Here is a 13,174-nt window from a genome sequence, read left to right as displayed (position 1 = left end):
CAAAAAAATCAGATGCTTAATCCTTTAAATTTTCTTTCAAAGTTCATTAAATCAAGTAATCAAAAAGAGCTTGATCGAATTGCTAAAATTGTTGAAAAAGTTAATTCTTATGAGGCTATAATTAAAGAGATTGCTGATGAAGAGTTTCCTAAAAAGACAATAGGGCTTAAAAAAAAACTTAATGAAGGCAAAAGTATAGACGATCTATTACCTGAAGCTTTTGCGCTCGTAAGAGAGGCTTCAAAAAGGACCAGAAATGAAAGACATTATGATGTTCAAATAATAGGTGGTGTTGTCCTTCACGAAGGAAAAATTGCAGAAATGAGAACTGGTGAAGGTAAAACCCTAACCATAAGTCTTGCAGCTTACCTAAATGCTTTGCTTGGTAAAGGTGTTCACATTGTTACCGTTAATGATTATTTGGCCAAAAGAGATTCTCAAGAAATGGGGGAGATTTATAAATTCTTAGGATTAACTTCTGGTTACATAAATAATGATCAAGATGATTACGAAAGAAAGAAAAATTATAATTTTGATATTACATACGCAACTAACAGTGAATTAGGATTTGACTATCTAAGAGATAATATGAAGCTCTCTAAAGAACAAATGTCTCAAAGAGGGCATGTCTACACTATTGTAGATGAAATAGATTCTTGCTTGATTGATGAGGCTAGAACTCCATTAGTAATTTCTGGAGCTGCTGAAGATAAAACAGAGCAATACCTTGCAATCGATAAGTTAATTAAAAGACTGACACCTAAACATTATGAAATTGATGAGAAAGATAAAAATATTTTACTTACAAATGATGGAATAAACAATGTGGAAGAAATATTTTCTAATGCAGGAATTTTAAAAAATAATAACTTTTATGACCCTGAAAACCTTAGCTTGGTTCATCATGTTAATCAGTCTTTAAGAGCCAATCACTTATTTGAAAAAGGAAAAGATTATATAGTTAAAGATGGAACATTAAAAATTATTGATGAGCTTACCGGAAGGATCTTGGAAGGAAGAAGATTTGGAGATGGACTACATCAAGCTCTTGAGGCCAAAGAAAGAATAGATGTGCAGGCTGAAAACCAAACTCTTGCATCTATAACCTATCAAAATTATTTCAAACTTTATGACAAGATTTCTGGATGTACTGGAACTGCTGCAACTGAGTCACAAGAATTTTATGAAATATATAATTTAATTGTCGTTATTATTCCTACTAATAAAAAAATGATCAGAAAAGACTGGAACGATCAAATTTTTAGAACTGAACTAGAAAAAAATAAAGCTATCATTGAAAAGGTTATTGAATGCCACAAACAAGGACAGCCAATTTTAGTTTTTACTTCTAGTATCAATAAGTCTGAAATTTATTCAAAATTATTAGATGATGAAAAAATAAAACATGTTGTTTTAAATGCAAAAAATCATGAGAATGAAGCTGAAATCATAGCAAATGCAGGAAAAATGAACTCAGTTATAATCACTACAAGTATTTCAGGTAGAGGTGTTGATATTCAACTAGGTGGGAAAAGGGGAAGCCAACCTGACGAAGAACTTTTAGTAAATAAGAACAAGATAAAATCATTAGGTGGATTGTATGTGATTGGTACTGAAAGGATGGAGTCTAGGAGGGTTGACAACCAAGCAAGAGGACGGTCTGGACGACAAGGTGATGAAGGAAGTTCAATTTTTTATGTTAGTTTAGAAGATGATTTGATGAGAATTTTTGGCTCAGAATCTATGAATAACATCTTACAAAAACTTGGGTTAAAAGACGGGGAAAGTATTGACCACCCCTGGATTAATAAAGCACTTGAAAGAGCACAACAAAAAGTTGAAGCAAGAAATTTTGATATAAGAAAGAATTTGCTTAAATTTGATGATGTTTTAAATGATCAAAGGCATGTAATATTTTCTCAAAGAAATAATGTAATGAATAGTGAAAAAGTTTTTGATTATTCAGATGAATTTTTATCAGAAATTATAGATCATTTAATTATTCTAAAAACTCAAAAGTTATCAAAAATTAAGAACAATGAGTTTAACAATCAATTAAGAATTTTACTTGGAAAAAGTGTTGATGATAATGAGTTTGAAAGTTTAACTAATTTAAAAGACCAAGATTTTAAAGAAAAAATTAATTCTAAATTTTTAGAATCAAGAAATGAAAGAATTAAAATACTTGATGAAGAAAAAGCAAAAGAAATTGAAAAAAGAATTTTTCTTCAATGCATTGATTTAAATTGGAAGTCACATATTCAATATCTTGAACAATTAAGACAAGTTATAGGACTTAGGTCTTATGGTCAAAGAGATCCATTAGTTGAATATAAAAAAGAAGCCTTTCATCTTTTTGAAAATTTATTAAATAAATTAAAAATTGATTTCGTAACAATTTTAATCAATTTAACAATAGTGCAAGAGCTAATTGAAAATACCCCCGATACAGAAAAAAAAGAAACATCTAACGACCCTAAATGCTTAATAATTCAAAGAAAAGGTGAAAAAATTTCAAGAAATGAAAAATGTGAAGCTACAGGTAAAAAGTTTAAGAACTGCTGTGGTGCTTTATAAAAAAAATATTAAGTAGCCTAATAAAACCATTATACCAAAAAAAATTCCTAAATTTATTTTTGATTTAAAAAAGCTTTCAATAAATGTATTAATTTTATTTTTTTTCATACTTAGTGTACTCAAGTCATCTAATTGACTAACAAATCCTTTTGATCTTCCAATGGTCAGAAATTTATTTTTTCTATGATTTAAAACTTCATCTCCATTCATATTGAAGAATTCATTCAAGTTACTTTCAATAGATTTTCTTACATTATCTAAAATTAAATCTCTATCTCTGTGAGCTCCACCAATTGGCTCTAGAATAATTTCATCTATTACTTTTAATTCTAAAAGATCTTTAGATGATAATTTCATTGCTTTTGCTGCATCAAGTGTTCTTTTAGGGTCTCTCCATAAAATTGTAGCACATCCTTCAGGAGATATTACTGAATAGATTGCATTTTCTAACATGATAACTTTATTGGATGAGGCTAGCGCTATTGCCCCACCTGATCCACCTTCTCCAATGACGATTGCAAATGTTGGTACACTTAATGACATGCAGCATTCTATTGATTTTGCAATTGCTTCAGCCTGCCCTCTTTCCTCGGCCCCAACGCCTGGATATGCACCAGGAGTATCTATAAAAGAGATTATTGGAATATTAAATTTATTTGCAAGCTTCATTAATCTAATAGTTTTTCTGTAGCCCTCGGGTCTCATCATTCCAAAATTTCTTTCAATTCTAGTTTCAAGGCTATCACCTTTTTCTTGACCTATAACTAAAACCGATTTTTCATTAAATTTTGCAAATCCAGCCAAAACAGATTTGTCTTCTCCATAAAATCTATCTCCAGATAATGGGATAAAGTCTTCAAATAGGTTATCTATAAAAAACTTGGCTTTAGGCCTGTCTTCATGTCTTGCTACTAAAGTTGTTTGCCATGGATCAAGGTTAGAGTAAAGCTCTTGTAATTTTTTATCTATTTCTTCTTGAGATTCAGAAATTTTTTTTGTGTCTACCTCTGAAAGTCCATCTTGATTATATGGATCTTTTAGTTTTTCTATTTCAGTTTCTAAATTTTTGATATCTTTTTCAAAATTTAAATAATTTTTCATATGAATAATTCTAATTATTAATTAATTGCCAAAAAAGGCAATAAAATGTTTTAAATATTAAATATTTGACTTAATTGTATTAACAAGTAATCTTAATTTATATCGGGAGAGACTAAGTATATTAGCGCCGAAGGAGCAACCACCCCGGAAACTCTCAGGCAAAAGGACCGATAATAAACATAACACTCTGGAAAGAGATTTAATCTCGCCGATGGAGCAAAACTCTCAGGCAAACATACAGATGGGGTAAAATGGGTGCTATGAAAGAACAATATACAAAAATACACAATCTATCAGTTTCTAATAAATTACTTAACTTCGTTAACGAAGAATTACTTAAAAATACAAATATCTCTCCAGAAAAATTTTGGGAAGGTTTTGATAGAGTAGTTCATGAATTAGCTCCAAGAAATAAAGACCTATTAACAATAAGAGAAGATTTACAAAAAAAAATAGATGCCTGGCATATAAAAAATAAAAACAATGAAATCAATCTAGAAGTGTATAAAAAATTTTTAAAAGAGATTGGTTACCTAAAAGAAGTAGGGTCTGATTTTAAAATCAAAACAAATAATGTTGATGAAGAAATAACCAGTATTGCTGGACCACAATTAGTAGTTCCAATTATGAATGAAAGGTATGCACTGAATGCTGCTAATGCAAGATGGATGAGTTTATATGATAGTTTATATGGTACAGATATAATCGAACAATCTGAAGATAGTACTTCTCAGAGATATGATCCTTTGAGGGGGGAAATGGTCATAAAATACGGAAGAGATTTTTTAAAAAAATATTTTCCTTTAGATGATTTGGAATGGCATAATATTACAGGATTTAAAATTAACGATGGTTCTCTAATTGTATCAAAAGATGATGTTGAGACATCACTAAAAAATAAAGATAAATTTATTGGTCATAGAGGAGAGGCTAATGCTCCCTCTGCAATAATTCTAAAAAATAACAATCTTCATATAGAAATAATTATAGATCCAAATGCTTTTAGCGCTCAACAAGATTCTGCTAAAATTAGCGATATTATTGTTGAAGCAGCAGTCTCAACTATTTGTGATAATGAGGATAGTGTTGCTGCAGTTAATGCTGATGACAAAATTATTTGTTACCACAATTGGCTTGGTCTAATGAAGGGTGATTTAAAATCAACATTTGAAAAAAATGGAAAAACTTATGAGCGTAAGTTAAACCCTGACAGAAGTTACATTTCTAAAGATGGACAAGGATTAAAATTACACGGAAGAAGTTTGTTGCTAATAAGAAACGTTGGACATCTTATGACTAATTCTGCAATTCTTTTAAAAGATGGCTCTGAAATACCAGAAGGAATTATGGATGCTTTTATAACTTCAGCTGCGTGCCTTCATGATATAAATAAAAAAGGTAACTCAAGAAGTGGCTCTATTTATATTGTTAAACCAAAAATGCATGGGCCTGATGAAACCTCATTTACTGATTTAATTTTTACTAAAGTTGAAGAAGTTTTAGAGTTAGAAAAAAATACTTGTAAAATTGGTATTATGGATGAGGAAAGAAGAACTTCTTCAAACTTAAAAGAGTGCATTAGAACACTTGAAAATAGAGTATTTTTTATTAATACAGGATTCCTAGATAGGACTGGTGATGAAATGCATACTTCAATGGAGGCTGGTCCTATGATTAAAAAAGGAGATATGAAGTCTTCTAAATGGATTGGTGCATATGAAAATAATAATGTTGATATTGGTCTGCAGTGTGGTCTTGCAGGTAAAGCACAAATTGGTAAAGGAATGTGGGCTATGCCTGATAAGATGAAGGATATGATGGAGCAAAAAACTGGTCATTTGATAGCCGGAGCAAATTGTGCTTGGGTTCCCTCACCTACAGCGGCAGCACTTCATGCGCTGCATTATCATGAGATAAATATTTTTGAGAAACAAAAAGAGATTCAAAAAAGAGAATTTGCAAAACTGGATGACTTGTTAACAATTCCTGTGGCAGATAGGCCAAACTGGTCAATGGAAGAAATTAATTCAGAAATTTCAAATTCTGCACAAACTCTTTTAGGTTATGTTGTAAGATGGGTAGATCATGGAGTTGGTTGTTCAAAAGTACCTGATATTAATAATGTTGGTTTAATGGAAGATAGAGCTACTTTAAGAATTTCCTCTCAACATATTGCTAATTGGATACATCACGATATTTGTACAAAATCACAAGTTATGGAAGTAATGAAAAAAATGGCAAAAATTGTTGATAATCAAAATAAAGATGATGGTGCTTACACTCGCTCTGGAAGAGGAAGCTATGAAATGATGTCTGAGAATTTTGATCAATCGATTGCCTTTAAAACAGCTTGTGACTTAATATTTAAAGGTAAAGAGCAACCTTCTGGTTACACAGAACCATTATTACATCAAAATCGATTATTAAAAAAATCTACTCAGAATTAGTTTTAATTCCAGTTCTATTTTTAAAAGCTGAATATAAAGTTCCATCATCTAAACTTTCTATTTCACCACCCACAGGTAAGCCTTGTGCAAGTTTTGTAATTTTTGCACTCGTTTTTTTGAGACTGTCTTGAATATAATAAGCTGTTGTTTGACCCTCAACAGTTGCACTTGTTGCTAATATAACTTCTTGAATATTTTCCTCAATAACCCTTTCTACTAATGAGTTGATTAAGAGGTCTTCTTTTCTTTGACCAGCAGATGAAATTGTTCCACCAAGAATATGAAAATATCCCTTATAAATATTTGAATTTTCTATGGACCACTGATCAGCAATATCTTCAACAACACATATTTTGTTATACTTTTCTTTTGTATTTTCACAGTTATTACATCCTAAAGAATTAGATTTTAAAGTGCCACAAGACTGACATCTAATAACATTTTTATAAACTTGAGCTAGAGTGTTGGCCATTGGTTTAACCAATTCGTCTCTATTATTAATAAGTTTTAATACAATTCGTTTTGCAGATTTTGGGCCTAAGCCTGGAAGTTTGGCAATTAATTTAATCAACTCTTCTATTTCAATAATATTTTGCATGTTATTAAAGTGGCCATTTAAATCCGGGAATCCCAAATCCACTTGTAGACTTTGAAATTTCTTCAGATGTTTTGGATTTCAATTCAGATTTTGCATTATTATGAGCTGCTACTATTAAATCTTCTATTATAACTTTATCTTCTTTCATCACTTCGTCTGACAAATTTATTTTAATCATTTCGTTTTCACCATTTAATGTAACTTTTACAGAATTAGAACCCGATGTTCCCTCAACCTGAATATTCTTAATTTTTTCCTGGCTCTCTTTCATTTTGGACTCTAATTCTTTAGCTTTATCTAAAATCTTAGTAAAATCAGTCATTCTTATTTTCTTTCTCATTAGTTTTAACATCAATCAGTTCTGCGTCAGGAAACTTTTCTAAAATATTTTTATAAGTTAAAGAATTTTTTACACTTTCTATTAACTCTTTTTTTAAATTAACTTCTGTTTCTTTTTTAGATAGTTGGCCTTTAGTCTTGCTGAGTGTTATTATCCATCTGTTATTCGTCCATTCATAAAGTTTTAAAGATAAATCTTTAATAAAATCTTTATCTAGGTCTTCATTAAATGAAATTTCAATTCTTTGATCTTCAAAACTAACAAGATTAACATTTTTTTCTAATTCATATTTTAATTTAATCTCTTTTTTTGAAGAACATATTTCTAATAGGTCATCAAAAGAATTTATAAGATTAGTCTGCGTTTCAACTTCTTTATTATCTTTCAATGTTTCGTCTTTCTCTTGAGCAATATTTTTCATTTGACCAATTGTTTCCACCTTATCTTTTAATCCAAATAAATCTTCACCATTTTTTTTTTGTGAAAGAGATGTTTGGCTAATATTTTCATTTGTCTGCTGTGAGCCTTCATGGCTAGCATCAAAGCTGTTCTTAATACCTTTTAAATGAATTAATCTAATTAAGAACATTTCTATTGATAAATGCTGATTGAAAACAATATCAAGCTCTTCTAATGCTTTAATAGCAAACTGCCAAAATAATATTAAAGTTTCATTGTTAATTTTTTCAGAAATTTCTTTAATTCTATTAAATTCTTCATCATTTAATGAAAAATTTGTACCATCAATGTTTAATGACTCAATGTTTTTAAAATAATATAAAAGCTCTAAAAAATCATTTATAAAAATTTTAGGTTCAACACCTTGGTTGTAAATTTCCCTATATACATTCAAAACCTCTGTTTCTTTGCCTTCAAATATAAGCTGAAATAAACTAATTAACTGTGACTTATCAAAGTGACCAAATATTTTTTGTGCAGAAGCTAAATCTAGTTCCTTGTCTTTGTCTAATGTAAGCAATGCTCTATCAAGCAGTGATAAGGCGTCTCTAACAGATCCCTCAGAAATCTTTACAATTAATTTAAGTGCATCATCAGATGCATTACCATTTTCCTTGTCTTTAATTTTTTTTATAAAATCAAATAATTCTAAAGACTTAATTCTAGATAAATCAAATCTTTGACAACGAGAAATTACGGTAATTGGAATTTTTTTTATTTCTGTGGTTGCAAAAATAAATTTTAAATACTCAGGCGGCTCCTCTAAGGTTTTTAGCAATGCATTAAATGCCTGTTTGCTTAGCATATGAACTTCATCAATAATAAATATTTTATATTTAGCTGTAGTTGGGCCATATCTAGAAAATTCAATAAGATCTCTCACATCGTCGACACCAGTTTTACTTGCTGCATCCATTTCCAATACATCAATATGATTTGAATTTGAAATAGCTATGCAATTTTCACAAAGATCATCTTTACAAAGTTCATCAATTCTATTTGAGCAATTTAAAGATTTCGCAACTATTCTTGCTGTAGTAGTTTTTCCAATCCCCCTAATCCCGGTAAAAAGATAAGCATTAGGGACTTTATTCGCTTTAATTGAATTAGATATTGTTTCAGCAACAACATCTTGACCTATAAGGTCAGCGAATGTCTGAGGTCTATATTTTAAAGCTAAAACTTTTGTATTTTTATTCATTTTTATAAGGAGACTAAAACCTGAAAAACTGTCTCTACAACTGCTTCCGTTAAGATCTGGTCGGGTTCAAGCAGTATTCACCTCTAGCCTCCAAAACCATTATAGCAGTAATGTTTTCCAATCTACAAGAAAAGTTTCTGGATTATTTTTCTCTAAATTTATCAGCCTCAAAGACACCTAGCACGTGAAAATCTCGACAATGAAGTCCTAATTCTTCTAAAGATTTTTGAACTTTTGGATCTTCTATGTGACCATCTAGGTCACATAAGAAAAAATATGATTCAAATGAGTTTTGTTCTGAGTAGCTCTGAAGCTTTGTTAGGTTTACACCATTAATTGCAAAACCCCCTAGAGATTGATAAAGTGCAGCAGGTTTGCTTTTCAATTTAAATAAAAAAGATGTTATATATTTTTTGTCTCCAAAATCTGGTTGATAAACTTCTTTACCCATAACTAAAAATCGAGTTGCATTGCCTTTTTCATTTTCGATATTTGGTGCAAGTATTTTAAGTTTATAAATTTTTGCACTTAGTGAAGAGGCGATAGCCGCCTCACTTTTAATTTTTGTTTTTGAAATTGCTTCAGCAGAACCAGCTGTATCAGCACGCACATGTTCAATAAAATTATTTTTTTTAATAAAATTTGAACATTGAGATAAGCCTTGTGTGTGAGAAAAAACATCTTTTATATCTTTTAAGCTAGTTCCTGGTTGTCCTAATAAATTATGTTCAATTATTTGAAAATGTTCTGCGTAAATATTTAATCTATATTTAAAAATTAAATATTCTATTCCAATGTTTCCTGTAATACGATTTGATTCAGGTATTACCATTCGCGAGCCACTTTCTGAGGATACTTTTACAAAACACTCATCAAATGTCTTACATGGTATAACTTCTGCATTGAGCTCAATTTCAAGTGCCGCTAAATGTGAATAGGCCCCGAAGGTTCCTTGAATGTAAATTTTGCTCATTTTATATTTTATATTCCATAATTTTTTTTATAGCCAGATAATCTTCTTCAGTATCAACCCCTATAGGAGAAGATTTTGCTAAAGCTACATTTATTTTTAACTTATTATCTAAAGCTCTTAACTGTTCTAATTTATTTTTTTTCTCATTATTTGTTTGGTCTAGATTAACAAACCTTTTTAATGTGCTTACCTTATAAGAATAAATTCCAATATGATGATAAATATTTTGACTAACTGTTGATAGATTATCTCTAGTAAAATTTAATGCTTTTGGAAAATTGCTTTCTGCCAACTTTTGATCCGTAATAACTTTAACTACATTTCTGTTATTTAACATTTTATCATATTGAATTTTTGCTGCCAACGTACCTATTTCAGCATCTTGATTAATCATAAAATTATTCAGATTAATAATGTCATCTTTATCAATATCAGGTTCGTCTCCTTGTAAATTTAATATGTAGTCAATATTTTTTATATTCAGTTTTTCATAAGCTTCAAAGATTCTATCTGTACCCGTTTCATGATATTTACTTGTTAAAATTGCCTTGCCTCCATTTTTTAGAACATCACTGAGTATCTCTTGATCATCAGTTGCAACTACTACTTCGCCAATATTAGCTTCTTCTGCTCTTTTAAAAACATGAGAAATGATTGATAAATTATTAATCTTTAGAAGTGGTTTGCCTGGTAGCCTAGTTGCTGCCATTCTTGATGGAATTAATATTAGTGTTTTTGTCATTATAAAATTACCAATTCTATGCGTCCAACAGGCGCAAAATTATAAAAAATTAAGTATTTTTTTAATTATCATGTTATATGTGAAAATAATTATAATTAAATGGATTCGTTCGAACTAAATAAAATTATTGCTGCAATTTTAATGGTTGCACTGTTTGTAATCGGTTTAGGAAAGATTGCAGATGGTGTTTTTCATGTAAAGAAACCCAAAAATCCTGGATATCAAGTTGAAGTAGAAAGCCAATTGACCTCAGGAACTTCTCAAGCTGCCGAGGTTGAGGTAGCAGAAAAAATTGACATTGGTGCTTTTATGACATTGGGTGATGTAGCAAGTGGGGAAAAAATCTTTAAAAAATGTGCAGCATGCCACTCAATAAATAAAGGTGGAAAAAATAAAATTGGCCCTGCGTTATACAATGTTGTCGGGAGAACGGTTGGTGGTTTGGATGATTATAAATATTCTAAAACTTTAGCTTCATACGGCAAACAGTGGACATTTGAGGAATTAAATGGATTCTTACAAAAACCTGCTTCTTACTTAAAAGGAACTAAAATGTCTTATGCTGGTTTAAGAAAAGAGAAAGATAGAGCCTCTATAATTAAATACTTAAATCAAAACAGTGATAGTCCTAAACTGCTACCTTAGTTTACCAAAACAATACAACAAAATACTTTTTTGAACATGCACTCTATTAAGTGCCTGTAGCCATACCTTTGAATTTTTCCCTAGAAAAACTTCACTCGAGACCTCTGTGCCTCTCGGTAGACAATGTAAAAAAGTTGCATTCTTTTTAGCAAGGCTAATTAATTTGGAATTAATTTGAAAACTCTTAAAATCTTTAATTTTTTTGGTTTTATTAACTTTATCGTTTAAAGAAATAACCTTATCTGAAAAAATAATGTCAGCATTTTTTACTGCTTTTTTAGCATCATTATAAATATTAATTTTTCCTTTATGTTTTTTTACCCAATCAAATACAAATTTTTTAGGTTCATAATTTTTAGGGCAACCAATACTTAATTTAAAAGAAAACTTAACTGATGCAGCAATTAAACTATTAAGAACATTATTTGAGTCTCCGATCCAACAGATGTTTAATTTTGAAATAGGCTTTTTTTTAATCTCTTCGACTGTAAAAATATCTGACAAAACCTGCGTCGGGTGTGATGATGGACTCAACCCATTAATAATAGGTATTGTTAAATATTTACTAAATTCCTCTATTTTTTTATCACTATCAGTTCTCAACATAAAACCATCACCATAAGTTGATAAAATTCTTGCTGTATCAGCTAAACTCTCACCTCCTTTTCCAAGATGTAGTTCATTTGCTCTAAGTGTTATGGTTCCACCTCCTAATTGTTTTATTGCAAGATAAAAGCTTAGTCTTGTTCTGAGACTTGATTTTTCAAACATTTGAATAAGTAATTTTCCCTTTAAAGGATTATCTTTATCAACATCAAGCGTACTTAATTTCTTTCTTTTATCTTTTCTTTTTTTTGCATCAGTTACAATTTTTCTAAGGTCTGTCGCGGATATGTCTTTAAGTGTAATAAAATGGTTCATTTTTATTTTTGGGTTAAGCAAACTTTTTTGATAATTTTTATAGCCATGTCTATTTCTTGTTTTTTAACATTAAGTGGGGGTAGTATTCTTATGACGTTTTCTGCGGCTCTAATTGTCAATAATTTATTATCCATTAATTTTTGAATAAATTTTGTTTGATCATTGTGTAACTGTAATCCAATCAGCAAACCAACACCTCTCACTTCTTTAATTATTTTTGGAAAGTCCTTTTTTAATTTATTCAACTCAGAGTGAAAATATTTCGATACTTTTTTAACATTACTAAGAAATCCTTTTTCAAATATTTGATCTAAAACTGCATTTCCGACAGACATTGCCAATGGATTTCCACCAAATGTTGAGCCGTGAGTTCCTGCTGTCATTCCAGATGCTACTCTTTTATTCATTAAAACTGCCCCAAGTGGAAAACCGCCTCCAATACCTTTAGCTATTGGCACAATATCAGGTTTAATTTTTGAGCGTTCAAAGGCAAAAAAATTACCAGATCTACCTATTCCACATTGAACTTCATCCAAAATTAATAAAATTTTTTTCTCATTACAGATTTTTCTTAATCCCTTTAGACACCAATCTGGAATAACTTTAATTCCACCTTCTCCCATAATGGTTTCAACCATGATTGCAGCTGTCCTATTCGTTATAGATTTCTTTAGTGATTTATGATTTCCAAACTTGAAATGATCAAATCCATCAACTTTTGGCCCAAAACCTTCTGTCATTTTTTTTGATCCACTGGCATAAATTGTGGCCAATGTTCTTCCATGAAATGAATTTTTTACACAAAGAATTCTATTTTTATTTGGTTTTCCTATTGAATAGAAATATCTTCTTGCAGCTTTAATTGCTGCTTCTGTTGCTTCTGCTCCACTATTTTGAAAAATAATAAAATCAGCAAAAGTTTTTTTAGCTAATCTTGTAGCTAACTTTTCACCTTCTGGAATTATAAATGCATTAGACACATGCCAAAGTTTTTTAGCTTGTTTATTAATTGCTTTTATTAGGTGTGGATTGGCGTGTCCTAAAGAGTTAACCGCAATCCCTTGGACAAAATCTAAATATTTTTTTCCGTTAGTTGAGTAAAGAAAACTTCCTTTTCCATAATTAAATGAAATTTTTTTTCTATTATAATTTTTTGCTAAAGCACTCATG

General features: G+C 30.1%; 11 protein-coding genes and 1 riboswitch. Of the genes, 3 read left to right on the top strand and 8 right to left on the bottom strand.

Annotated features, from left to right (window positions below; genetic code table 11):
* Positions 1 to 12 precede the first annotated feature (12 nt).
* Positions 13 to 2,577: a preprotein translocase subunit SecA gene (secA, locus tag ABXT65_RS00560; protein ID WP_415323563.1), complete on the top strand. Its 2,565-nt coding sequence runs from the start codon at positions 13 to 15 to the stop codon at positions 2,575 to 2,577.
* On the opposite strand, the gene ABXT65_RS00555 is transcribed toward secA, so the two are convergent.
* Positions 2,572 to 3,678 (bottom strand): acetyl-CoA carboxylase carboxyltransferase subunit alpha, encoded by a 1,107-nt coding sequence (locus ABXT65_RS00555; protein ID WP_415323562.1) that lies wholly within the window; start codon positions 3,676 to 3,678, stop codon positions 2,572 to 2,574. The two genes, secA and ABXT65_RS00555, sit on opposite strands and share 6 nt — an antisense overlap.
* A gap of 93 nt (positions 3,679 to 3,771) precedes the next feature.
* Positions 3,772 to 3,858: riboswitch (glycine riboswitch) on the top strand.
* A gap of 71 nt (positions 3,859 to 3,929) precedes the next feature.
* Here ABXT65_RS00555 and ABXT65_RS00550 point away from each other — a divergent pair.
* A complete protein-coding gene (locus ABXT65_RS00550; protein ID WP_415323561.1) occupies positions 3,930 to 6,125 on the top strand; it encodes a malate synthase G in 2,196 nt (731 codons plus the stop codon).
* On the opposite strand, the gene recR is transcribed toward ABXT65_RS00550, so the two are convergent.
* From recR to kdsB, 5 genes are all read right to left on the bottom strand, one after another.
* Positions 6,112 to 6,723 carry a recombination mediator RecR gene (recR, locus tag ABXT65_RS00545; protein ID WP_415323560.1) on the bottom strand — a complete coding sequence of 204 codons (612 nt, stop codon included), beginning with the start codon at positions 6,721 to 6,723 and terminating at the stop codon, positions 6,112 to 6,114. The two genes, ABXT65_RS00550 and recR, sit on opposite strands and share 14 nt — an antisense overlap.
* Before the next feature lie 4 nt (positions 6,724 to 6,727).
* Positions 6,728 to 7,045 carry a YbaB/EbfC family nucleoid-associated protein gene (locus ABXT65_RS00540; protein ID WP_415323559.1) on the bottom strand — a complete coding sequence of 106 codons (318 nt, stop codon included), beginning with the start codon at positions 7,043 to 7,045 and terminating at the stop codon, positions 6,728 to 6,730.
* Entirely contained in the window at positions 7,038 to 8,723 is a 1,686-nt protein-coding gene (dnaX, locus tag ABXT65_RS00535; RefSeq protein ID WP_415323558.1) for a DNA polymerase III subunit gamma/tau, read from the bottom strand. Before dnaX ends, ABXT65_RS00540 begins: the two co-directional genes overlap by 8 nt.
* 142 nt (positions 8,724 to 8,865) lie before the next feature.
* Positions 8,866 to 9,696, bottom strand: a complete 831-nt coding sequence (locus tag ABXT65_RS00530; RefSeq protein ID WP_415323557.1) for a prephenate dehydratase domain-containing protein — start codon at positions 9,694 to 9,696, stop codon at positions 8,866 to 8,868.
* 1 nt (position 9,697) lies between these two features.
* Positions 9,698 to 10,438, bottom strand: coding sequence for a 3-deoxy-manno-octulosonate cytidylyltransferase (gene kdsB, locus ABXT65_RS00525; protein ID WP_415323556.1), 741 nt, complete (start codon positions 10,436 to 10,438; stop codon positions 9,698 to 9,700).
* Between the two features lie 99 nt (positions 10,439 to 10,537).
* On the opposite strand from kdsB, the gene ABXT65_RS00520 reads away from it, so the two are divergent.
* Entirely contained in the window at positions 10,538 to 11,083 is a 546-nt protein-coding gene (locus tag ABXT65_RS00520; protein ID WP_415323555.1) for a c-type cytochrome, read from the top strand.
* Here the strand turns inward: ABXT65_RS00520 and argF are convergent.
* Together argF and ABXT65_RS00510 are read right to left on the bottom strand one after the other, a co-directional pair.
* Positions 11,075 to 12,004 carry an ornithine carbamoyltransferase gene (gene argF / locus ABXT65_RS00515; protein WP_415323554.1) on the bottom strand — a complete coding sequence of 310 codons (930 nt, stop codon included), beginning with the start codon at positions 12,002 to 12,004 and terminating at the stop codon, positions 11,075 to 11,077. The two genes, ABXT65_RS00520 and argF, sit on opposite strands and share 9 nt — an antisense overlap.
* A 2-nt stretch (positions 12,005 to 12,006) precedes the next feature.
* Positions 12,007 to 13,173 carry an aspartate aminotransferase family protein gene (locus ABXT65_RS00510; RefSeq protein WP_415323553.1) on the bottom strand — a complete coding sequence of 389 codons (1,167 nt, stop codon included), beginning with the start codon at positions 13,171 to 13,173 and terminating at the stop codon, positions 12,007 to 12,009.
* Position 13,174: the final 1 nt, after the last annotated feature.

Source organism: Candidatus Pelagibacter sp. Uisw_127 (assembly GCF_047722515.1).
Taxonomy (GTDB): domain Bacteria; phylum Pseudomonadota; class Alphaproteobacteria; order Pelagibacterales; family Pelagibacteraceae; genus Pelagibacter.
Note: the sequence above shows the minus strand (reverse complement) of the source record. Positions and strands in the feature narration are given on the sequence as shown.